Here is a 23445-nt window from a genome sequence, read left to right as displayed (position 1 = left end):
TAGAATAATCTCAGCAAGAAGAACAACCCAATCCAAGGGCTAATGCTCTAGTCTTGAGGTGCTTATAACTCAGCAGAGCTGATTTGTGGGCCATGGAAAGTTAAGTAGCTGATTCAAAGCATGAAAAATGGCCCACCGGGGCTGCTAAACTAGAAACAACACGATGAGCACGGAGCTACGCAAGCGGGTCACCCTGGACAAAAGCGCCCACCGGAAAGCTGAGGCGGCTGCGGCGGAAGTCGGTACCAGCCTGGGGGTGTACGCCAGCGCGGCGGTGGAATACTTTGCCGCCCGGGGCCTGGACCCACGGGAGACGGATGCCCGCGAGGGGCAGCTCATCATGCAGCAGATAAAGAAGCTAGGGGACCGGGTATTCGGGTTTATGCAAGAGCAGGAGCGCACGCTGCTAACGGCCATGCTGGAGGAGATGCTGCGTACCCGCATCACGCTGGAGCGGGTGCTGCGCCTGAATGAAATCCTGGTGGGCAACCTCAACGCGCAGCTGGAAACGCTCAGCGAGGCGCAGCTGCAACGGCAGCAGCAGGCCCTGCAACTGCTGCGTCAGCGCAACGAGGAAGCCGTGGAAAAGCAGGTAAAAGAAGCGCTGGAAGTAGCCAAAAAAGCGGGACCGGGTAAGCGTGATAAGCCAGTCGAACCGGCGGCAGGGCAGGGGCAATAGGGAAGAAAAAGCACCTGCAATACACCCAGAAAATACCTGTATACGCCCGGATGTACGTCAAATTAATCAACCCCAAAACGCACGGCAAAGCCGCTTATACCAACACCGGTAGCAGCGCGCAGACGCTGCAATACCTGCAGCACGAAGCATTAGGGGAGGGACGGAAAACCACGTTCTTCAGCGCCGACGCGAACGAGCTGAGCGCCGCGCAGGTGCAGCAAAACATCGACACCAACGTCAAAGGCCTGCGGTCTGGCGAGGCTAAATTCTACTCCTTGGTGCTGAGCCCGAGCGAGCAGGAGCTGGCCCACATCGGCAGCGACCCCGACAAGCTCCGGGCCTACACCCGGCAGGTGATGCAGCAGTACGCGCAGAACTTTAACCTGGCCAGCGGCCGACAGCTGGGCAGCCAGGATATTGTGTGGGGCGCCGTGTTGCATCAGGACCGTACCCACCGGGGCACGGACCCCGAAGTCGTGGTCGGCACAGCCAAAGTAGGGGAGAAGCGGGCGGGCCTGCAGGCCCACGTGCACGTCATCGTGAGTGCCCGCGACGCGGAGCAGAAGATTACCCTCAACCCCGGCGGGCGCCGGCAGCGGTTTGACTTGATGCGCTGGCAGGCCGCGGCGGGCCGGCAGTTCGAGAAGCAGTTTGGCTACGTGGCCCAGGAGCATGAGAAGCTACGGCCCAAGGGTAGCCGGGAGCGGGATACCACTTACGACGCGGGCCGGCTGAACAAGATTGCCGAACGGGTGGCGCGCATCAACCTGCTGGTGCCGCGCGAGCAGCACCTGGCGCCGGACGCGGTGCAGGGCATTGCCGTGGCCCGGGCATTCGACAAAACCTTTTACCGGATGCTGGCCCGGGTCGAGGAGCGGGCCCGCGACGGCCGCCCCATCGACAACGCCCTGCAGCTGCTGCGCACGGGCCGGGAGCAGGCTGCGGCCTCGCAGCGCAAGGCCGCTACTGCCTTGCACGCGGTGCAGCACCTGGTTCGCCGCGCCCAGGCTACCCAGGACGAGCGCACCGAGCATGTGGCCGAGAAGCCCGGACGCCGCGGCGCAGAACTGGACATCGAGATGTAAGCCCGGCCAGCAATCAACTCCCCATTTCTACTTCCCTATGACTAGTTTACCCCCTCGACCGGCGGCCCAGTCCCAATCCATCGGCCTGCTCATTGGCGTGCTGCTGCTGGCCTTGCTGGCCGGCGAATGGTACGTGCTGCAGCACCCAGCGGAATTAGCGGCGGCCCGCGCTGCCCAGCACCAGGCCGCGCAGGCTCCCAGGCTGACGCCCGCCCAGCGCTTGGCGGCCCGGATGGCCGTCATCAACCAGCAGCGGGCCGAGGCCCGCCGGGCGCGGCTGCAGCGGCAAGCGGCGCCGGTGGTAGGTAAGCCGGCCGCCGAGCTGGCCACGGCCACGAGCCGGGCCGGCGACCAGGTGGTGAGCAGAGGAGGGGCAGCTGCGCTGCGCGTGGCCACCGATGGGCAGGGCTTCAAAGGCAAACTACTGGTCAAGGCGGGCCGGTTCTACGACGCAGCCGGCGACTACTTGCGCGGGCTGGTTCTGCTCGCGGCCGGGGTGCTGGTATTCGTGCTGCCGGCACCTGAGCGCAAACCCGGCGGCCCGGCCCGGCGCAAGCCGCTTCGGCCTGAAGCCGTACGTGTGGTCGTGGCCAGCTGCGCGGGATTGTTTCTGCTCAGTGCCTACGTGCTGCTCACCGTGGCTTCCTACTTGCCGGGCTTTATCCGGGTGGGCTACCCTCTTGCGGTAACGATGGCGCTGGCCTGCGGCTTTGTGGTGGGGCTGCTGCGGGCCGCGACCAAGAGCCCGGAGTTTGGGCTCAGCGTGGAGCGCAGGAAGCTGGAGACGCCTGACGGATTCAACCTGCCCACGGAAGGGGGCGGTTGGGTGAACGTACCCAATCCCTACCGCGGCGTGCTGGTGCTCGGCGGCGCTGGGGCGGGCAAGACCTTCTCCATCGGGGAGCCGCTCATCGAGCAGCTGGCGGCCAAGAATTTTGCCGGGCTCATCTACGACTTCAAGTTTCCGGTGCTGGCCGAAGTAGCGCAGAAGGCGCTGGAGCTGGCCGGGCACCGGCAGCGCCCGCCGCGGCTGTTGCCCAATGGAGAGCCCGAGCCGGCGGTGGTGCTGCACGTCATCAACTTCCGCGACCTGACCCGGAGCGAGCGGGTGAACCCGCTGCGGGCCGAGGACATGCCGGTGGTGGCCTTTGCCGAGGAGTACTCGCGGGCCATCATCAACAACCTCAACCCGGCCAGCATCCGCAAGATGGAGTTCTTCGACATCAGCGCGGTGGCTTACCTGACGGGCATCATCTGGTTTTACAAAAAGCACTTCCCCCGCTACTGCACAATTCCCCACGTGGTGGCCACGGCCGTGCACAAGGACTTCAAGCACGTGCTCTCGATGCTGGAAACCGACCCGGAGTGCGCCGGCATGGTGCGCAGTATTGTCACAGCCGTCGAGCAGCGGGCCGAGAAGCAGGTAGCCGCCGTGGTGGGCACGCTGCAGGTGATACTGAACCGCATCAACTCCCCGGAAATCGTGTGGGTGCTCACGCCTGATGAGGCGAAAGGGGAGGGATTCTCTCTGAACCTGAACGACCCGAAGCAACCGGCGCTGCTCTGCATCGGCAACGACCCGACATTGAAGGAAACCTTCTCCCCGGTGGTCAGCTGCATCATTACCGTGGCCATCAAGCTCATGAACCAGCAGCACAAGCACCGCAGCTACGTGTTCCTCGATGAGGCCGCCACGGTGTACGTGCCGGGGCTGGAGCTGCTGCCGGCCACCGCCCGCAGCAACAAGGTGGCCACCATCTACATGACCCAGGACCTGGCACAAATGACCGACGCCTATGGCCCTGAAAAGATGAAGGTTATGGTTTCCAACCTCAACAACCAGTTTTTCGGCAAGGTCAACTCGCTCGACACGGCCAAGTTCATTTCCGAGCTCGTGGGCCGCGAGGACAAGCAGATGCACAGCACCAGCACCGGCAAAAGCCAGGGCGGGGCCGGCAGCCACGGCAGCCACAGCTCCAACCTGAGCACCAGCTACCAGGAGCGCAACCTGGTGCGGGTGCAGGACGCCATCGGCCTGCAGCAGGGCGAGTTTATCGGGCAGACGGTGGAAACCGAGCGCACCTTCTTCCAGGGCGTCATCTCCCGGGCCGACGCCACCCAGGAGCGGTTTCCCCTGCACGCCGTGGCCACGTTTGGGACCAGTGAAGAAGACAGTGCCGCCTTGTCGACGGTGGTGCAGGAGAACTACCGGCGGGTGAGCCAGCAGGTGAAAGAAACCCTAGCCCTGCACGCAAACACCTTAGCCGTAGGCACAAAGAATGAGGTGGATTAGCCTCAAAAGCCCTGCGAAAAGCGACGTTTAGGCCCTTTTTGCTGTTGAGTAAGTACCCATCATCCACACCCAATTCCCATGATGAAATCCTTTTTCACGCCCGCCCCGACCGGCCTCACCCCCGAACAGCTGACTGCCCGCCAGGAGCGCGAGCGGCACGCCAACAATTCCATTGCCATCCTGATGAGCAACGGTCCCGCGCCCAGCCCGGAGGCCCTGGCCATCATGCAGCGGCACGTGGACGGTGAGATAAGCATCGAGGAGGCCATTGAGCTCACCGACGCCATGCTGCTGGCCCGTTACCGGCCGGCAGCCAGCTCTGCTACCTCCGAGCCTAACCCGGTGCGCTGATGGTAGCCGGCGACCGATTCAGCGACGAGCACGGGGTGCGGATAAACCGGTTGGGCATTACCGACCCCCAGCAACTGGCCCAGGCCGAAACCGACTCCTCACTCCTACGCCTGCAGCGGCTCAATGTGCAAGGCGGCATCCCCGGCGGGCGCTACGACCACGCCCACCTCAAGCAGGTGCACCAGAAGCTGTTTGAAGGCGTGTACCCCTGGGCCGGCGAAACCCGGGCCGACCGGGAGTTTCAGGGGCACAAGCCGACGTACGTCACCGGCTTCAAGGAAACGATGACCTACGCACCCTTCAAGGAGATTGAGCCGCGCCTGAATGCCATCGGTGAGCAGCTGGGTAAGGAGAATTACCTGAAGGGGCTGTCGGAGGAGAAGTTTGCCGAGCGCGCCGCCTACTACCTCGACCAGTACAACCACACCCACGCGTTTCGGGACGGCAACGGGCGCACGCTGCAGGCCACGTTTGTGCAGCTGGGCAAGGAAGCCGGCTACCAGGTCGACTTTGCCCGCATCGACCCGGCTACGCTGAACCGGGCGCGTGACCTGGCCATGGTGCGACCGCACGCACCCCAGGAAGCGGAGAAGAACCTGCAGGCGCTGAAGGCAATGTTTGAACAGGTGATTAGCCCGGCGCCCGGCATCGAAGCCGAAAGGCTGCGCGACCCTAGTCAGGCGCGGCCACTGGCGGACTTATCTCCGCAGATGCAGGCCATGGATGCCCGGCGCGAGCTGGTGGTAACGGGCTACCGGGTGATGGACATTGTGGCCAACATGCCCGGTGCTGGCAATTATGAGAAGGGCGTCGCGGTGGGTAAGGGCGTTGAAGCAACGAACTTGAATCCGGCGGCAGTCCAGACCCATCTAGCGCAGTTTCAGCAGGCGGCAGAGAAGATTATAAAGCATCCTGCGCTGCAGGGTCCCGACGCACGGCAGGACCAGACGGATGCCAAGCGGTTTCGTGCCGCAGCCGAGCAAGTTCAGACATTGGCGGTGGCAAAAGAGGCAGAAGCGAAGACTCCGCCGCCCAAAACTCACGAGGAGGCCCAGGCCGTTTTCAAGCAAGCCGCTAACCATGTTGCTCAAGCCCTGCGCGAGCACGGGAAGGAGCTCGACGCGGCCCGGCTGCAGGAGGTTACCTGTCACATTGAACGCACACCATTTATTGGCGGGTTGAACCGGGAAAATGTCGGTAAGTCCATCGACGTGGCTGACCGGATTCCGGCCCTGAGCAGCAGCAGGCAGCTCGATGAGCTGAAAAGTGCGGTGAGTGTTATGGAGAAGGCGCCTACGGTGCAGGAGCGTAGCACGGCCAGCGTTTCTAGAAGCGATAATGGCGGCATTGAACGGTAATTTCTAAAAACGGAGCCAGCTTGTCTTTTCACACAAGTGGTGTTTTTAAGGTGGTAGTCAGTTGGTCTAGTACCTCGCGGACATCCTGAAACGGCTTGGTTTCAACCTCCGTTATTCGGTTAACCAGAATGTATGTTGGTACCTCAGTGTAAGCTGTCGCAGCGTCATTCATGTGGTCATCGTTCGGGAGCATGATGATGGCTCTGTCCTGGCAGGCTGCTTCAAACAGCCGGTGGTTCTGAATGTCGGCCAGGACGTTGGGTAGCCGCTCTGGCGGTAAGTCATACGTTATCATGACGGCCTGGGCAAAGGTGTTCACCTGTTCCTCGCTCATGTCGGCCCACTCCCGGCCCTGCGCTTGTTGCAGCATTGTCATCATGCCCTGATAGCCCCGCTCCACAGCCGACTCGAAGGGCGGAATATCGTGGTCCTCCTCAATGCGTCGTAGCAGGTCCTTGGTTTCCGTAATAGGCTTGGTGCCAAGCGGCCGGTCGAAGCGAGCAGTGTAAATAAACTGTAAGTCATAAATAATGCCGACCGTGCGATGAGCATCCTGGCCCATTTTCAGGGCCACAAAATTGTTGTATGCCTCGCTAGCCAACCACAAGTGCTTTTCATATTGTGTCGTAGTATCTGCATCCAGTTCCTGCAGCTCGTCGAGAGTGAGCATGAGCCGATCAAATTCGAGGCTCAGAAAAAACCGACTGATATACTGCTGGGCATACGCCAGCAGGCGGGTATTGCCGTTGTCGCGGGCATAGTGATACGCCTGATACGCGTACTGGCTGGCCTTTCGCAGCCAGCCCATCAGGGCTTCATAACCCGCCATCCGTTCCTGCGTGGAAGGGGCCCGGCCCGCCTGCTCCCGCAGCTTGAAATTGGAGCCTTGCTGAAGGTATAGGTTGCTGGCATATACCTGCAAGGCATCCGAATTATAGAGTTTGAGTAGCTCCTTGTCGGCTTCCTCCAGCGGCGCGGCCTCAATCTTGGAAAAAAGGGCTTCAACGTCGGCCACATCGAAGGGCTTGCTTTGGCTGGAATCGGTGGCCGCAATTGCTGCCATGTACAGCACATTTATTTGCAATACCAAGCTATTTAACGGGTTGGTTGAAGTGGCGGCTAGGTCATTGAGGGAATCGGTATAGGAGTCAGAGCTCACTGTGCCGCGTAAAAAGGCCAGCCGGATGCGCGTAAGCTCCAGCAACATTCTAGATTCCGGGTCCAAATCTGCTGCTAATCGCAGGCCTTTGGTCACGTAGAACTCTCCTTCCGTCAGAAAACCAATTTGGTCATAGGTGATAGCCGCTAGGAAACTTAATTGTGCCGAGCGACTAATCCGGCTCGCGGGCAACCGCTCCAACAGGTTTCGCAGCATGTCGTATTCCTGCTCGTTAAAAAGCGCCCCGCCTAGTTTCTCAAGCTGCTCTGCTACTTGCGCCGGGTCGTTGAAGTCAATGGGTGGTACCGTGCCAGCTGGTGCGGTGTCAAAGTAGGGGATATTGTAGCGGGGACCTTGGGCCCGTAGCATCAGGTTGTGCCGCTCGTAAAGCCCCGCCACCGTTACGTGAATGCCTGCCGCCGCCGTGTCATCCAGAATTTGCGTGAGGGGAATATAAATCTGTACCGAGTCCTGAAGCTTCCAATCGGGATTGGTATTGTAGGCATCAACGCGCCGGACAATGCTGTCGACGTAGTCGTAGTAAGCTGTGCCTTCGCCCTTGCCGTCGTCGTGATACAGAACTATGATGCCGTAGCCCGGCGCACGCCGGCAGAGATAACCCAGTCGAGATGTTTTGAAGGTGAAAGAGATAAAGGTTTCATCGTCTTTATCAACCTTTTTTAGCTCGGTTGCTGATTTTATCTGGATAGCAAACTTCTGCGACGAAGCATTTTCGCCATCATAAACTAATTCAACATCCAGGTCGACACCATAGTCGGGCTTCTCTTCCCGGTTGATAAATCCCTTACGCTTGGTAAAAATCTTCTTTACCAGCAATTCGGATTCCTCACTTTTTTTCGAACTGTCATCAACGGTAGGAGTGTCTGCAAAGGCCATGGAAGAGATTCTGACTGATGTTGAAATTAAGTAAGGACTGCTGTTTATTACGGCGGCCGTAGTAGCGCAGGCTGGGGCCAGGTATTTGTAACTGGCTTTGGAACAAGCGATGGCCGATGCAGGAAAAATTTAGGCGTACAATTGCGCCTGGTATTTTCTTGCTCAACTTGCTTATGCCCGCAGCGCTTACCCGAGGACAATATTACGACCTCAAACAACACGCCGATAAAATTATTCAGCACCTGCGCACGGTTCGCAACGAGGCCGGCAAATCCCGCCGCCGCTGGATTTGGGAGTTGATGCAGAACGCCAAGGACATTCCCAATACACACCCGGGCGGCGTGTCGATAGAAATCCGACTAAGCCCCCGCGAGCTGCGCTTTTCCCACGACGGCGAGCCTTTTTCGCTGGATAATCTCTATGGGCTGGTGCTCCAGGTCAGCACTAAAGATTCAGCGGGGCGCAACCCGGAGGAAACGGGCAAGTTCGGCACCGGCTTCATCAGCACCCATTTGCTGGCCGAAGAAGTGCAGGTGGAAGGAGTGGCTGTCGATAACCGGGACCGTAAATGGTTAGTCCGGTTGCCGCTGGACCGGTCGGCTGCCAGCTCCGAAGCCCTCATGCCCAAAATTGCGGCGGCTCGGCAGCTGGTCGAAGCTTTGGAAAGCGAAGAAGGGCCCACCGGCGAAGCATTTGAAGAATTACCCGCCACCGCCGATAGCATGGCGGCCGACCACCCCACGGTCTTTACCTACTACCTAGGCGGAGAAGAACAACAGCGAGCCGCCCAGGTGGGGGTGGCCGATTTGGTCAACACCCTGCCCTACACGCTCATCAACCTGCCCCAAATCAAGCAGGTTCGTATTATCAACGAGGCGGCCGATACCAAATACGTGTATCGCTGCCAAGCTCTCACCAGTATTGACGTCACAGCGGAGGAAAAGGTGGTCCGCTACGAGGTAACAATTGAAAATGCCCGGCAGGGAAGTCAGACGGTGCGCAGCTTTGCGACATACCTCACCAACAGCTTGCAACTTTCGCTGGAAGTTGCCGATTTTGAAGGCTGGCAATTGCTCGACATTCGCGAAGCCCGCGCCGACCTGGCCCGCGACTTTGCGCTGCTGCCAAATGAGCGGCTGCCGCCGCCCACGCTGTATCGCGACTTTCCGCTTATCGGCACCGACAGCTACCACCTTCCCTTCGTGCTGAATGGGAAAACGCTTTACCCCACGGAGCCACGCGACGGTATTCTGCTGACCGGCGACACGCTGGAGCCACAGCATAACCGCACGCTGCTGCTAGCCGCGCGCGATGCCTCCTTGCGCTTCACCGAGTGGCTGCTGGCGCGTGAAGCCCGCAATACTTACCTACTTGCTACGACCGGGTTGCCCGGAGCCGCGGCCAACCTGGAGCCCGATGCCCGCAAGTGGTACAGCGGCCTGCAGCAGGCATGGCGCGAAAAGCTAGTAGCCCTACCGCTGGTAGAAACCGAGCAAGGGCCCCGACCGCTAGCGCAGGTGCGCATACCCTATTTCAGGTCCAATGCTGCGCACGCAGACAATCAGGAGGTGTGGGCACTGGCAGCCCCCCTACTAGGTCCGGCCAGGGTGCCGCGTTCCGACATCGCCCAGCGCTGGATAGACGTGCTAGGGTTGGCCGACGAGCTGCCCAGTTGGGGTCCGCAAAGTTTGGTATACAGCCTCGAAAATATGCTGGTAGAAGTGGCGGCGGCCGGTGATGTCAGCCAGTTGCAGTTGTACGAGGTGGCGGGCGCTGCTGCCCCCAATGCCTATGACTGGCTGAATGAGCTGTACCGCTTCCTGGCCAAGCGCGAGCTGCTGGAGCCGATGCTGAAGGCGCACGCCATCGTACCAAGCAAGTATGGTAAGCTGTACACGCTCAATAGCCTGCACACCGAGCCGGCGGATGCCCCCATTCCGACCGAGGTGCTGGACTTGCTGCGCGACCTGGGCGACGACTGGTACGCCAAGCTCATGCACGAGCAAATAACGCTGCCCGGGCATGCCCACCCCGAGAAAAACTTGGCGGCGGCCTCCGAAGCCCTGAACACACTGCTGACCAAGGAGGAGTTTCTGCAAGACTCCCTCCGGGCCGAGCAAATCCTGTTGCGCATCGTCCGGCTGAAAGCCCCGGAGTCGAAAGAAGATGCCCATTACAGCCAGCTCTACGAATTTGCCAGCGCCCTGCTGCCTGATGCCGGCCAGATTACGCCTGTAGCTACGCTGGCCGGGTTCTACTTCGGCAACGCCACCCGCTTGCTGGTGCGGCTGGTAAACCGGCGTCTGGCAGCTACGGTGTCCGTCACTGGCTTGGCCGCTGCCCTCGACCTATCCGAAGCCGCCACCATGAACTGGCTAGATGGCTACCTGTACTTTCTGCAAGAGGCCGGGTTTGAAGCATTGCTGCGCGAGATGCCCATCGTGCCTAACCGCCGCGGGCAGTTGCGCAAGCTCACCGACCTGCACCACAACGGCACGGCCGACGAGCCGCTCGACGAAGAGTTACTGGCGGTACTACAGCTGCTGGATGCCGCCGATTGGAACGCGCTGCTGCTAGCCGATGGCTTGCGTCTGCGTCTGGACAGTACATACAAGCGGCTAGACCTGGGTAGCGCCATTATGCAGCGCACCAACGGTATAGGGGTCGCCGACTACCAGGCGCATCATGTTCCTCTTATGCGCCTCATCGACTGGTGCCACATTCACCACGCGGAAGCCGCTGTGTTGCTCCCGCAGTTTGTAGCGCAGGCAAACACCATCTTTTTCGCCTTAGCCGTAGGTCAGGGCCAGCATGGCCGCGCCGTTGTGGAGCTGCTCAAAGACGAAAAGCGGCTTTCCAAGCTGCTCACTATCTCCGCCTATCTCACCGACCACCAACTGCAGGAGCTACTGCACCTTGTAGAGGAAGAACACGAGTTTACGGCCAGCTTCCGCTTTCTGCAGCGCATTGGTGCCCTAATGGAAGAGGCTTTTCGCAACGCCCTGAAACTGGCCGGTATTGCCGGGGAAGTCATCCCAGGCGAAGCAACCACCCGCATCAATTTTAAGGGTATTGGGGCCTACGATTTCGAAATAGTCAATACCGACAATGGAAAACGGTTTCTGATTGAGTTGAAATCCTACCGGCTACTCCACAACGAGCCCCAGCCGATCCACTTGGCCATTTCCCAGGCCCGGCAAGCGGCTCAGCAGGAGCCTCCTTTTGCCCTTTGTGTCATTGGCCGCGACCGGGATGCCGACCAAGTTGATGCCCCTTACGTGCAAGAGCACCTTGTTTATTTGCGGAACTTGGCCACCGATTTCGCTGAAGTAGCGACTGAAATCCAGCAGTTGACAGCCATCGCCCAAAAAGCGCCTGGTGCCATCCGGTTGCAAACCCCGAAGCTGAACGACAATAAAGTCCGCGTGGAGCAAGCGTTCATACAGGACCCTGCTCGTCGGCACACATTCAGCGAGCTGATAGAAGACATTAAGGCGCACTTGAGCTGAGCTCAGTTAGCGCTGGGATAGCCTGAATTTAGGCTTGTAAGGCTCCACAGGACTATTAAGAATGTGCTCCACGATAGCGAAACCTCAAAAAGGAAACAAATCAGGTATGCTAAAAGGATAGATTGAGGAATGGTATTGTGCAGCTGAAGCGGGTGCTTTTCCCGCTTCAGCGCTTGGCCATTTCGGCGTAGTGGTCGTACGAGCTTGGCTCCTAAAATGGAGCATTCAAAGCCACTGTCTGTTGGCCTCGCTTACCATTAGGCTGCCACCAAAAGGAGTTATGCGCTACCTGACACGCTACGATTCGTTTTTACCAGTCCTTTACTTCGGGCCTGTCAGTATGCCATTCATTTATGTCGTTCAGATGTAGTTTAACTACTAGTTTGTTAGGCTGATATTATGTAAGCGCGTTTGTTATACCCACAATTTGATCAATTACCTCTTCTTGAATGAAAGGTACTTGGCTAAACACCAAATCGGATTCTCCTTCAAGTTTAGCTAACAAATGGCCCTTACCCAAGAGGCGTTCAGCACCTTTTTGACTTAAAGCAATTTCGGAAGTCCCCTCGGAGTCAACTTTTAGAATAAGCCGGTTTCCCAGGTTCGTGCGCAATTGCATGGGCATCACATTCGCATCGGGACGTTGTGCGGCAAAGACCAGGTAGATACCTGCCGCCCGGGCTTTTACCCCCAAGCGAGACACTACGCTGGTTACTTGCTGCTTGTATTCGTCCACCTGCATCCAGTCGGCAAATTCATCATGAATGAGCCAGATGACAGGTAAGCGTTTTTCTTCCTCTACCTTTTTATTGTACGCAGCGATATTCGCTGCGCGAGCCTCACGGAACAATTTGTAGCGGGCTTCCATTTCGTCGACTAACGCCAGAAGCTCTTCCAACGCTTGTTCTTGCTCGACGATGATGCTGCCCCCCTTGATGTGAGGCAGTGGCTCCAGCGCAAAATAGTCTACCCCAAGCTTTGGGTCAATAATGATCATCTGCGCTTGCTTAGGGGTGTTGGTAGCGGCAATGCACAAGATGATGTTCTGCACCAGCACGGACTTGCCGCTGCCGGTGGTGCCAGCAATCAGGGTATGAGGGGCGTTGCGTTGAGGTGAAAGCGTTAGAATTTCACCATTGTCCTCCCGAATGGCGATGGCAAGCGTTTGGTTGCCATGTGCAGAGTCCGGATGCCACCGGCTCCAGATATCCTCCAGTCGAACCACTTGGCGCTGGGGCCGCTCAATGGCAAGCGAAATGGCCCCGGACTCCGGGCGCACGGATACAACGCTCAAGCCGTACGTAGTTTTAAACTCTACCTGCCGCTTCACCACTTGGTCAACCGTAAGATTAGCGTTGCCTTGGAAAGTAAGCAGCGCGGCATTTGGTGTGAGTTTGCTTTGCTGCAGTTTCGCATGCAGGTTAAAACCCTGCAAGGCGGCTTTCGTGCGCAGTGCGGTTGCGTTCAGCCATTCCAAGTCAGCCAGGGCTTCGGGCTGCACTTGGTTAGATTGGGGGAGTAGCTGCTCAATAGCTGGGTAAGCCCAGCGCGGATTCATAGTCGGCAAAACAACTACATCAGTGGGCGTACTGACAACCGTCGCTGGCACGGCGGGCGGAGCAGGAACTTGGGGAGGGGAGGACGTACCATTTCCCGGTAACGATGCTTCACTACCACCCGCGGCTGCAGTAATTGTTACCGAAGGAGCACCGGCTGCGGGCTGCACAAACGTTTGGCTGGCCCAAATGCTGGGGTCGCCGTTGGCCGCGCGCACGGGCATGGGGTCTTGCTTTGTGCGGTAACAATGAACCAGCTCTCGCACTTGGTCAAGCGAGAAGATTTCCTGGTAGGCGTTGTCTACTTCGGTAATCTGGCTGAAATCAGCATCGGTTGGCTCATTCTCCGGACCGGAGATGAAGACGTGCGAATACCCCCGCACACTAATGTGGCACTTTCCTTGGCGAATAGCCAAGCGCCAGTCCGCAAGGTTGATCCCTGCTCCGGCAGGAAACTGCACCCCGTCCAGTATCAGATCGGATAAGCGGGCCAGCCATAGTGCCCGGTCTAACCGCTCTGGGGCGCCAAACAAGGCTTCGTTTATGCGTTTAAGGGTGTCTCGCAGCTGGTTGCGGGAAGTACGTGCCCCGGCAATCAGGCCGCCACGGTCGATAAACTTGGCTTCACCGACAATAATGGTCAAACGCAACTCCCCGTTTTCACCCCGGCTGGGACTAAGCATAAGGATGTCGGCGAGCTGCTCTTCTCGCTGACCCAACCATTCGGCATAATCGTCGAGGAAGTACCAGCCAAAGTGGCCTTTTTCGCCGCCCAAATAGGTGTGCACTTCCTGCCGGATCAAAAAGCAGCTGAGTACCACGCCCATCAGTTCACTGGCGCTGCGTCCGCGGCGGGCGGCCCGCAGCACGATGTCACCGGAAATCTTGTTGGCTTCGGCAATGAAGCGCTCAGTCAAGCTCTGTTGGGCCGGCTTATCCAGGCCTAAATCCAGGCTAGCGATGCGTCGTTGCACCATGGACTGCAATAACCCTAGGGAGGCCGTCGAGGAGACGATCAGGCTGCGTCCCTGAGTAGACGACTGCTTGTAGCGGATAACGCGCACCTTGCGGTCGACCAACTGGCGGCGGTCCAGCAACTCATCGTAATTAACGACCCAGTGCCCCAGGTTATGCGTTTCCTCGAAGATGTGGCTCATCTTCTGGTCCTGGAAATCCAGTTGGCGTGCGGGCAGCAAACGCCGGGTGGTATCCTGGTCCCAGTTTCCCTTCACGAACGTAGTGATGGCCGTTAGATAAGCCCAGCCCTCCCGAGTCTGAGCCGGACAGCATAAGTACACCACGGACTTCATGTCTCCTGTGGGGGCCGGCCGGCGGCGCGACCAGTGCGCCGGTACTAGCTCCATTAGCGGCACCACGTGCGCATTCTCTATGTACCAGTCGACCGTGGCGTGGCGGGCAATGACGTCCTGCAGGAACACAATGTCATTGGGCGGCCCCTCGTGCTCGTTGGGGGCGGGCGCCTGGTCGGCTGAGATGCCAATGCGCAGGCGCGCCATGAAGTCACGGGTGGCTTCGCTGGTACTGTACGCGTCTGGGTCGGAGTCGGAGGCCTCTACAATACGTTCGTAGAGAGGATGCAGCTTCTTGGGGTCGTGGTGACGCAGTACGATTTGACACCGCACGTCTTCCTCTTCCTCGTGCATGGCACCGATGCGATCCACCACCGCTTGAGGTAAGCGCGCGGAATCGCAGTCGTAGAGCACCACCGATAAGTTGGCGCTCTCGTGCGGTTGCAGGGCCAGGTAGCGGGCCACTAACTCGGCTACCCGCTTCGACGACTCAGTAGGGTTATCGCTCGTCTCGGTGTCCGTGGCCACGGGCGATTCATGCAGGGTATAGTCGCCGCAGGTATCACTCAGGGCCAGTAACTCGGGCTTGCTGTCGTAGCGTCCGAGAACCACCTCCGGGTAAAACGGATGGGCCAGTTCCTCCCGTAGATCTTTGAAAAATAACCGCCCGGCATCGCCAAACCGAACTTCTTCTTCCGTCAGATAAGCTTTGAGCAGGTCTCGTACCCGGCGGGCTTTCACGTACAGGGAAACCATTCGCAAAGGATGCCAGGGCGTGATGATTTCAGTGGGCGCGTCGCCTGCTACGGAAACGGAACCGATGCGCAGCAGGGGTTGCAGCAGCAGGGTGCGGTTACGGTCGCCGACGGCTTTCTCACACACTGCCAGCAGCAATTCGGCGTACCGTTCTGCCTGTTCGCGCAGGGCTTCGGTGGCGAGCCCTTGCTGGAGGAACCCTTCAATGGCTCCCGTATAAGCCGTTTTAAAGCTGCGCCACAGCTCTTTAAGCTCTTTTTCGACCGCTGACGATACCATCTCTTCGGCCAGGGCCAGTTTCAGGTTGGCTTCCCAGCGGGTGGCAAGGTTGTTGGCGGCTTTGTAAGTACCCACGAAGGAGCCCCGGTTTTGCCCAAAGGCGGGCACTAGGGTGCGCACATCGTTGATGTTGACCGATTGAAAGCGGCCTTTGGCGCTAACGGCTTCTCGCCACGCGGTGCATAGGACCAGGGGGTGCTCCCGCAGGCGCCCCCAGTCCGCGGCAAACTCCCGCGTGACTTTGATGGGATTGAAAGTCCAGATTAGCTGTGTGGCGGATGCCGTGGAACCGCTGGCCTGGCCTTGGGTCACCGAGTCCATTTGCAGCTCCAGCGTAAACTTGAGTTGCAAGGCTGCTTTCGCCTCCGAGCGGTTACGGGAATACTTGGGGGATTTGCGCCATTCCTCCAGCAGGGCTGGAAAGTTCAGCAACTCGCCAACTTCCCATTCTACTTGGCTGCCCAGCAGCTCCCGCAGGCCGTTGTAGCGGGTCGCAAAGTATAGGCCGGCCTCGGTATTCAGCTTCTTCAGGTCGCCCTTGCTTTTGGCATCCAGTCGAATTTTCAACCGGCGGTTGGTGCTGTAGTCTTCCACGGTAAGACGCTCCAAACACAGCGCCAGCCCCGTTAGGAAATCCTCGTTTTCGTGGGGCCGTCCGAAGGCGAACTTGTCCCACCCGGCTTTCAAATGCCGGTTTTCGCCAATTTGATGCCGGTGCAGGTCGTAAAAAAGCCGGTCTTCGTCGGTGGCCGTGGAAGAATTGCGCTCCGCGAGCCCTTTCAGGTACTCCCGCTCGTCGTTGGATAGCAGGTCGTCGTCTTTGTCGTCAAAGAAATTTTGCGTGAGCTTGCCTAAGTTGAGTTTTTCGCGGCGTAGGCCATCAAAAAGCGGCCTTACCTGTTCCCATTCAATTTCAGCCAACGCCTTAGCCGCTTCATTCCACTGGCTATCGGCCGCGATGAAAGCCTCAATCACCGGGTAATGCGCCTCGGGCATGCCTTCACGGACTTTTGCAAAGGCGGCGCGCAAGTTCGCCGAGGTGAGCAGGGTCTGGGCCGGAGTCTGTTTCCGGAGATAGGGAGCACGTTTCTTGTGCGCGTCCAGAAAGAAGAGCTTCCACCGGGAAACGTGCCGGTGGAATTTTTCGGGTAGCCCGATAAACATGCTGGTGTCGCGCGGCATGGCCAGCGCGGGCAAAGCCGCGCCCAGGGCCGCGAGCAGCGGGGCCCCCTCTTCCACTTCGCGTCGGGTGCGCAGCACGTACTCGGCCACGTGGGGTAGGGAACGAATGCTGAGCTCCATGAGGGCCCGTAGCACCCGGCCCCACACGTCGATTTGCTCGTCGGCCAGCTTCAGGCCGGTGGCCGCTACTTGTACCCACAGTTCCGCTTGCGCCAGCAGGACGGCCGAGCCGATGGGCTCAATCAGATTCAGGGACTGCGCTTCGTCATCCCCGGTATTGGCCAGTAGCAGCGCGGGCCGCTCACAATCCGCATTGCGGAGATATGTGGCCCGCTGCGTGGTGAGAATGTGCTCGGGTAAGTTGTATTCGGCTACGTAAGGCAGCAATTGCGCCTGCGGAAGCTGAATTTCCACCAGGTTCACCAGCTGCCCGTGGTCCAAAATAGCCCGGGCAATGGCGGCCATCTGCTCCCCCTTTAGCTGATCCAGAATAAAACGCGCGGTGCCTGTCTCTCCTTCACTGCCCTGAATGCGTTGGGCCAGGTAAAGGGTCGCCACCTGGCCGATGAGGGTAGCCGTCGTAAAGGTGGTTTCTTCCGACGGACCGGCGCTGAGCGTACTCGTTTCCATAATACGTACTAATTAGGCGTGGCCCTGGGATACGTGGCCATTGGGATTAATCACGTAGGCACAACCGTCCGACAAGCGGCGCAACAGGCCCAAACTATTTAAGCGCGATTCTAAGCGGGCAGCGTTCGCGGCGAAGGGTTTTGGATCGTATTCCTCTTCGGCAATCACCAACGCCGCTTCCCGCTCACTGAAGACGAGGCCGTAGCGCGAGTAAAGGACCTGGAAGAATTCCTTGAGCTCCATGCGATGCGGCACGTTGGCGAAAATCAAGGTCTTGAGTAGGCCGTCGGTCGGGGCGTAGCGGTATTTATTGGTGCCACGCCGGGATACTAAGCCAATCAGGCGTCCCAGGGTGCGGTGAACTTCTCCGGCGTGCTGCTGATGGCGAACCTGCGCCTTTTCCCGCAAGTAATCCAGCAGTTCATCCGGGTCGTGGCTGCGGTCGTAATCGGCCGCATCGTCCCACCAAATCTCTTTTTGAAGTACCTGCTGGCAAGCGTCAAACACATCCGCCGGCGTATGCAGTTGCAAGGCTTGCTGCCAGGCCTCCGACTGCTGAATGCGGGTGATGTAGGCCTGAACCGCGTCGCCGGACAGCCCGTTGTTTTCCTGGAAATTAATGATGGAAACTTCCCGAACGAGCGTCTTTTTAGGCGCGACTACCTCACACAGAAACGTGAGGCGTTCGGCTTTGCCGGTCCACTCAGCGGCTACGTGCAACTGGTACAACAGCACGTGAAAAGCCCCCAGGGTGACCAGGTGGTTGAGCACATCAAAGTTGGGTAACCCCAGCTGGAAAAGGTTAAGCCAGTCCTGACCCAGTGCGTCGAAGCACGGATGCTGCTTGTAAGGCAAATAGCTGTGTTTGCGCTCTTCGTCGCCTTTTTCCGGCTCGCGCTCCAGCACCGTCAGCAGCTGGTTCCACTCGTTGTCACCCTTCAAGAAGTCGTGCAGGTAAGGCCGTAGGGAGTCAGCGACGTCGCTGCGGCACAGCATCAGGTAAAGCAACTCCCCGGTTCGGGTGAAGTTGTTGAAATCCCGGTCTCCTTTTAGGTCCTGGTCCTCGTAGATAGCGTTGGCTCCAAAGGGAAAGAGAAAACGGGACGTCCACCGCTTGTTGCTCTCGCTTTCCACCGAGGCGTCCCGCAGCATGCCCACTAAAAAGGCGAAGTCGCTGAAGCGCTCGAAGCGGCCTTTCAAATACGAAAAGTCGGTATCGGTCACGTGCATCGCGTTTTCCTTCATCCACTCCAGCCATCTGTTCCACGTGGTGTTGGAATCCAGCTTCTCGTCTTCCAGGCTTTTAATCAGCTCGTTGTTCCAGAGAATGTTGCGCAGGCGCATGCGCCTGCGTGGCTGATACACCAACGCGGGGTAGGAGTCCGGCTCCTGCAGTAAGCTGCCCTCCCGGAAAAAATACTCCGCTACCGTTAGGAACTCCAGGAACATAAGCCAGGGCGTTTGCGGGTACACCCGGTGCCCCCAGATCTGTTCATCCAGCCAGAACAGCATGCGGGTGTAGTGCCCTTTGGGCGGTCGGGCAACCAGCAAGTCGGAATCGGAGAGGAGAGGTAGGGGCATAGGCAATAACGACAGAGGGGCATAGTGCCCCGAACGGAGAGACTCGAGGGCTGATAAAAAGGCTAGGGAGTGGCCGGCAAGTTCAGCTGGATGGTGCGGTGCTCCGGGTTGCCATTCTCATCCAAGCGCAGTCGTTGAAAACTGAGAATAAACTCGTCCCCTTCCACCGCTTCCGCTTTGCGGCGCTTTTTGAGGGCCGTGAGCAGGCGACTTTTGAACGAGAGAACGTCCTCGTAGCATTCCTTTGAAAAGCTGCTGGGCAGGGCCCCCTCCGCCACGCGGGAGAGGAACTCGTAGCGCACCAGATTCAAGGGAAATACTTCGCTGATTTGCTCGCTGAGCGTGACCTGCAGCGCGGGCTTATTTCCCTGCCAGACAATTTCCACCCGTTCGCCCTTGCTGGGGACCACGGAGATGGAGTCTTCGTAAATCCGGGACACCTTGGCGCCAGTGGACTGCAGGCTCGTGCCCAGGCATAGCTTGCGGTCATCGTTGATGAGCATGCCCACAATCACCCGGTTCAGGCCTCGGACCAACCGGCTGACGATGTGCCGGTCCACTCGTCCTTTGAGGTTGGGGTGAACGGTGCGCACGACTCTCTCCAAGTATTCGCCTGCGAACCGGAAGACCGTCAGGTCCCACAAGTGCAGGTCAGTGGCCTCCTTGGTGGGTATTTTAAAGAATAGGGCGCGGCGCTGCACAACTAGCATCTCCAGAAAACGACTGTTGCTCAGGTCCTCATCGGCCGACTCTACGTAGTCGCTTTGGGCCTTGCGGTAACTGGCGTCCGCCCCGTAGAAGGTGTCGCTACCCAGGTACTGATCGTAGTAGGACTGGAGTGCCTCATCGGCTTCCCCAAAGATCAGAATGGAGTCGATGCGGTTGGTTGTCTCATGCCCCAGCCGAAAACGGTCCAGGTAGTTGAAGACGCCGATGCTTTCCCGGCGGCTTTCGCGCAGGTTGCCGCCAATTAAGTTGTTATAGATGCTGGCTTTGGCCACGGAGCCCTCCGCAATGATGCGGGGCACATCCGCCGGCACCATCAGATGGTCTTTGCACGTGTTCCCTGAATGACCCAGCACGGCGTTCACCAGCAAGGCTAGAATCTCCCGGATGGGAATGTGCAAGTCATTGTAGTCACAAAGTTCCAGCAAGTCCCGCAGGCGCTGCTGCAGCAGCGGAGTTTGCAGCAACTCATAGTTGCGCCGAATGGGTGATTTCGGTCCGAACGCCACGGATTCCCCGTTCTCTCCTTCAAAGCATAGCTTCCACCCCGGGTGATTCAAGAATGCATCCACGGCACAATCAAAGAGCTGCGCAGAGGAACCGCGCGACAAGTTGAAAAATCGGAGGGCTACGCCGGGCTGCTCCTCCTGATCTTCCACCAGGAGCTGCTCAAACAAAGCGCGGGCTTTGCTGACGGCGGGTGAATCCGGTAACCGGCGCCAGGTTTCAATCAGCTGGCCGTCGTTAGCGGCGATGAGGAAGTAGTCTGATGTCTGGGCCGAGAACAGGCCATCGGAAAACTGCTCTAGCAAGTTGCGAGCGTCGAGCTCCCACTCAGCCCCTTGGGGCGGAACCCAGGCGCTCAAATCCCGAATAACATGCAGGGTAGTGCCCGAGGGAAGCGTCAGGTTGATATAGGGATTGTTCGAGGCCCACACGGCTGCTTCGCCTTGCAGATGTTCCCAGATCTTACTGCACAGGTGTGTTTTACCGTCACCGGCCGTACCGGTTAGAATCACGGAGACCAGCGACTCACCGGTTAGGCAAGCGAGCACCTCGGCGAAACGGGGATGGGGGAAAGAAATGGGGGTGACGCCAGCACGTTTAGCGGCACGGCCGGTATGTTCCTCAAAAGCGGAGTCGTTTGCTGGAATTGGACCGTATTTGCGCACAAAACGGACCCAGTTGCTAGCTGCGTCCTTTGATCTACTGGTTGTTACCGCACCTGGTGCGCTAGGAATCGGATTAGCCACGTAAATAATGGAAAGATTGGGAAACTATAGTTGACAAATAAGGCACCCTGTCTTTTCCTCGTAGTCATCTACCCCACCTAAAATATTCAGCAGCGTTTTGTTGGGAGCATTGCGACGTGCACGTTCCTGTGAAGCTGCGTGCTCCCGGCGAATTTGCTCCATGCGCTCAGGCTTTTCCAGTTCAGCCAAGGGTTCGTTGCCGCACCAATAAAAGGTGTCAGTAGCTTTTTTACCAGGCTTCTCATACGCTTTGGCTTGCTCGAACAAGTCCGGATGCGCCGCTTTTAGGCGAACCCACTCAATCTTCTGCTGGTAAAAACAGAAGAAACAACCCGAGCGGGTCCGGCCCCATTCGGTATAAGGGGGCATGCCTAAGCCTGATTCTTCCAGGATGCGTTCGATGTCAGCTTTTACTAGCCCATCTTCTCGAAAGGGGTATACAGGAACAATATTGGGTTTGTGACTGATGTAGCCATCGCGTTTCTCGTCGGCCCGCAAGCCCACGTAATTGTAACAAAAATCATCACCAATGAAGCGCTCAAAGGGCACAAGCTTCATCATGCGGGTGCACCAACGGCGGTGGCTAGAGGGCAGCATCCCGCCGTAAATTTTTAGCAACTGGTCAAAACCAATAAAATCCCCGTTTTCAACGGTGCTTTTGTGAATAGGCTTGCCCAGAAATGCTTCTAGGCGCGCCAAATAAGCAATGGTCTCGGGCAGTTCTTTGCCGGTATCATGAAAGACGTATTCCATATCTGGAATTCGGTCGCGCATGTAGAACGCCAAGGCGGCGCTGTCTTTTCCGCCGGATAAGCTGAGAATATGCCGGGGTTTTTGGTCGGTTATCTTATTTGCCACTGCTAGCTACATTTATGAGTAAGGCGGTCTTGGTCCAATCGACCGTCGTAGTTGGGGTCCAATCGACCGCCAGCCATACGTTTCCTCCCACCGATACTAGTTTGCCGGGTTTAGGAAAAGTATGCGGCTCTTCTGCCAAGTTAAAAAACCATTCATCAAAATTTTCAGCCAAGGCCACCAACGGATGTGTTTGTTGATTGCCACTCGGGGTAAAACCAGCTCCAGCCGTCACAGCTAGGGCCCGAACGGCAGCCCCTAACTGTTGCGCGAAGGGAAGGGTGAATAGCAATTTGCTTTCTACCGAATTAGAAGAACCTCTGGTGCATACCTGCGAAGCATACGTTGTGCTAGGCGGCAACACCAGATACGGCTTGCCAGATTTCAGCCGGTGGTACACCTCGATTTGAACAGCACTCGTCAGGGGTGGGGGAATTGGAAGACCGATTCGGGTCAGTTTGGTCGCAAAGGCACGTTGCACTTCCAGGGCAAAAGGCAGCTTCAAGCGGAAACGACGGGTGTAGGCTCCTCTAATTTTCCAATCCCACACCTTATCAAATGGGCAGGACATGACGCTTTTGATATCCCAAACAATGCGGTAAGGGATATCGTGAATTCGGAAAAACTCGGTTCGAATGCTGTTCTCATTTTGACCAAAAACGGTAGCCCACGGCACGAGCTTGCCCGGTACCAACAGAATGCTTTGCCCCGGAGCCAGATAAGCCCGGGCCAAGTCGCACTGTGCGTTGATAACCATCCAAATAGGCTCCGTTTCCGATTTGACGAATATATCCCCTAGACTTAATTCCAGGGAGCTATTCATATGCGCTAGGATAGCCTCTGGTTCCAGGCTTTCGGTAGCGGCGGCAATTGCTTCTTTCGCCTTCTTTAGCTGCCGGGCATTGGTAACGGAGTCGCTGTGTTCCTCAAACAGCGTACTCATGTAAATGTCCGCTAGTTTGGGCGAAGGCTGACCGTGCAGAATAGGAAAATTGGATTCAAAAACCGTATTGAGCTTTTTTTGCTGCGCTTGTAGCGTTTGGTCGCGCATCAGCAGCTGCTCCCAATACGAACCGTACAACCACGTCACATAATCGCCCAGTGGTTGTTCGTCTTTTTCCAGCCCCTGGTTTTGGATGAACACATAATCCTCCACATTCAGCGAGCGCACGTCTTCCTGAAACTGAGCTAGGGCGGCCTCTGCCGCAGTACACAGGGCTTTCACGTAAGCCTGGATTTCATGACTATGCGCGAATTCCTTTGCCAGGGCTCCTACCACTAACGAAAGGATGTGTTCATCTTTTAGCTCTGACTTAGCCGAGAAGCGAAATACTCCTTCCACCAACTCCGCGTTTTTGCGGAACCGTTCTTTATGTTTAGCTGCTTCGGGGCTTGACGACATGAGCACCGTGACCGGCTTGCGCGCGGTGGTACAACACGTGTGTACTTCCTTTATTTTCTGTTCTGCTAGGCGTACGGCTTCGTCGGAGTTGTCGGTGCCGAGAAAATAGTCAATGAAGACAAAGTCGAAAAATCTACTTTCACCAGTAACGAATTCGCTACCAGTGAAATCAGAGCCAAACCGATGCACTTTAATCCCTAGCTTCTCTAAGTTCTCGCATATAAGCGCCAAGTCCTTATCCTTTTCAAATCGGGCTTGGAATAGGCTCCCCAATAGTTCTCGCAGTGGCGCTGAATCGGTCCGGGCACTCCACAAATTATTGAGATATACGGTCCTGCGCTCCTCATCTTGCAACTCTTCGTCGTCGGGTTTGGTGATGCCTAGCTCCGCGAGTAGCGTTTCAAAGGTGTCGTCTGTTTCATTGTTTTGATGAAATTCGCGAATCTGGTCCACCGTCACCTCATTCTCTTGAATGGGGTCAAAGGCATCATCAATGACGGCTGCCAACGTCATTTTATTGGTCGCCAATAGCCCGGTGATGAAGCTGTTCGGTTGAGTAGAAGAAGGAGTCATGAAAAACTAGC

The 23445-nt window shown here is 57.7% G+C and carries 12 protein-coding genes; 6 read left to right on the top strand and 6 right to left on the bottom strand.

The genetic code is table 11. The annotated features are described in order from the left end of the window. Window positions 1-163 precede the first annotated feature (163 nt). The 5 genes from ABD903_RS18390 to ABD903_RS18370 all read left to right on the top strand — a co-directional run bounded on the left by ABD903_RS18390 (window position 164) and on the right by ABD903_RS18370 (window position 5766). On the top strand, window positions 164-679 hold the full coding sequence (locus ABD903_RS18390) for a BfmA/BtgA family mobilization protein (RefSeq protein WP_345226769.1): 516 nt from the start codon (window positions 164-166) through the stop codon (window positions 677-679). 50 nt (window positions 680-729) lie between these two features. Next, entirely contained in the window at window positions 730-1764 is a 1035-nt protein-coding gene (locus tag ABD903_RS18385; RefSeq protein WP_345226767.1) for a DUF5712 family protein, read from the top strand. A gap of 37 nt (window positions 1765-1801) precedes the next feature. Then, on the top strand, window positions 1802-4057 hold the full coding sequence (locus ABD903_RS18380) for a TraM recognition domain-containing protein (protein ID WP_345226765.1): 2256 nt from the start codon (window positions 1802-1804) through the stop codon (window positions 4055-4057). A 78-nt stretch (window positions 4058-4135) separates the two neighbouring features. Beyond that, the gene (locus ABD903_RS18375; RefSeq protein ID WP_345226763.1) at window positions 4136-4408 is read left to right on the top strand and encodes an antitoxin VbhA family protein; all 273 of its coding nucleotides are present in this window, start codon (window positions 4136-4138) and stop codon (window positions 4406-4408) included. After that, window positions 4408-5766, top strand: coding sequence for a Fic/DOC family protein (locus ABD903_RS18370; RefSeq protein WP_345226762.1), 1359 nt, complete (start codon window positions 4408-4410; stop codon window positions 5764-5766). Before ABD903_RS18375 ends, ABD903_RS18370 begins: the two co-directional genes overlap by 1 nt. Before the next feature lie 28 nt (window positions 5767-5794). Here the strand turns inward: ABD903_RS18370 and ABD903_RS18365 are convergent, their stop codons facing one another. Next, complete coding sequence (locus tag ABD903_RS18365; RefSeq protein WP_345226760.1) at window positions 5795-7822, bottom strand: DUF4365 domain-containing protein; 2028 nt, start codon at window positions 7820-7822, stop codon at window positions 5795-5797. 173 nt (window positions 7823-7995) lie between these two features. On the opposite strand from ABD903_RS18365, the gene ABD903_RS18360 reads away from it, so the two are divergent. Continuing rightward, window positions 7996-11331: a sacsin N-terminal ATP-binding-like domain-containing protein gene (locus ABD903_RS18360; protein WP_345226758.1), complete on the top strand. Its 3336-nt coding sequence runs from the start codon at window positions 7996-7998 to the stop codon at window positions 11329-11331. A 397-nt stretch (window positions 11332-11728) separates the two neighbouring features. Here the strand turns inward: ABD903_RS18360 and ABD903_RS18355 are convergent, their stop codons facing one another. The 5 genes from ABD903_RS18355 to ABD903_RS18335 form a co-directional block, all read right to left on the bottom strand. Beyond that, a complete protein-coding gene (locus ABD903_RS18355; protein WP_345226756.1) occupies window positions 11729-17044 on the bottom strand; it encodes an FtsK/SpoIIIE domain-containing protein in 5316 nt (1771 codons plus the stop codon). A gap of 12 nt (window positions 17045-17056) precedes the next feature. After that, the gene (locus ABD903_RS18350; protein WP_345226754.1) at window positions 17057-18625 is read right to left on the bottom strand and encodes a hypothetical protein; all 1569 of its coding nucleotides are present in this window, start codon (window positions 18623-18625) and stop codon (window positions 17057-17059) included. Between the two features lie 62 nt (window positions 18626-18687). Next, window positions 18688-20406 carry a hypothetical protein gene (locus ABD903_RS18345; RefSeq protein WP_345226752.1) on the bottom strand — a complete coding sequence of 573 codons (1719 nt, stop codon included), beginning with the start codon at window positions 20404-20406 and terminating at the stop codon, window positions 18688-18690. Between the two features lie 222 nt (window positions 20407-20628). Beyond that, on the bottom strand, window positions 20629-21462 hold the full coding sequence (locus tag ABD903_RS18340) for a phosphoadenosine phosphosulfate reductase family protein (RefSeq protein ID WP_345226751.1): 834 nt from the start codon (window positions 21460-21462) through the stop codon (window positions 20629-20631). Next, the gene (locus ABD903_RS18335; RefSeq protein WP_345226749.1) at window positions 21452-23434 is read right to left on the bottom strand and encodes a hypothetical protein; all 1983 of its coding nucleotides are present in this window, start codon (window positions 23432-23434) and stop codon (window positions 21452-21454) included. The genes ABD903_RS18340 and ABD903_RS18335 overlap by 11 nt, the downstream gene beginning before the upstream one ends. Window positions 23435-23445 lie beyond the last annotated feature (11 nt).

It is taken from the genome of Hymenobacter koreensis (assembly GCF_039541855.1).
Classification (GTDB): domain Bacteria; phylum Bacteroidota; class Bacteroidia; order Cytophagales; family Hymenobacteraceae; genus Solirubrum; species Solirubrum koreensis.
This window is presented reverse-complemented; position numbering and strand designations above follow the sequence as displayed.

What these genes read in the sequence shown, in the direction of transcription:
- ABD903_RS18390 (WP_345226769.1), top strand. Translation starts at nt 164, where the DNA reads ATGAGCACGGAGCTACGCAAGCGGGTCACCCTGGACAAAAGCGCCCAC.
- ABD903_RS18385 (WP_345226767.1), top strand. Translation starts at nt 730, where the DNA reads ATGTACGTCAAATTAATCAACCCCAAAACGCACGGCAAAGCCGCTTAT.
- ABD903_RS18380 (WP_345226765.1), top strand. Translation starts at nt 1,802, where the DNA reads ATGACTAGTTTACCCCCTCGACCGGCGGCCCAGTCCCAATCCATCGGC.
- ABD903_RS18375 (WP_345226763.1), top strand. Translation starts at nt 4,136, where the DNA reads ATGATGAAATCCTTTTTCACGCCCGCCCCGACCGGCCTCACCCCCGAA.
- ABD903_RS18370 (WP_345226762.1), top strand. Translation starts at nt 4,408, where the DNA reads ATGGTAGCCGGCGACCGATTCAGCGACGAGCACGGGGTGCGGATAAAC.
- ABD903_RS18365 (WP_345226760.1), bottom strand. Translation starts at nt 7,822, where the DNA reads ATGGCCTTTGCAGACACTCCTACCGTTGATGACAGTTCGAAAAAAAGT.
- ABD903_RS18360 (WP_345226758.1), top strand. Translation starts at nt 7,996, where the DNA reads ATGCCCGCAGCGCTTACCCGAGGACAATATTACGACCTCAAACAACAC.
- ABD903_RS18355 (WP_345226756.1), bottom strand. Translation starts at nt 17,044, where the DNA reads ATGGAAACGAGTACGCTCAGCGCCGGTCCGTCGGAAGAAACCACCTTT.
- ABD903_RS18350 (WP_345226754.1), bottom strand. Translation starts at nt 18,625, where the DNA reads ATGCCCCTACCTCTCCTCTCCGATTCCGACTTGCTGGTTGCCCGACCG.
- ABD903_RS18335 (WP_345226749.1), bottom strand. Translation starts at nt 23,434, where the DNA reads ATGACTCCTTCTTCTACTCAACCGAACAGCTTCATCACCGGGCTATTG.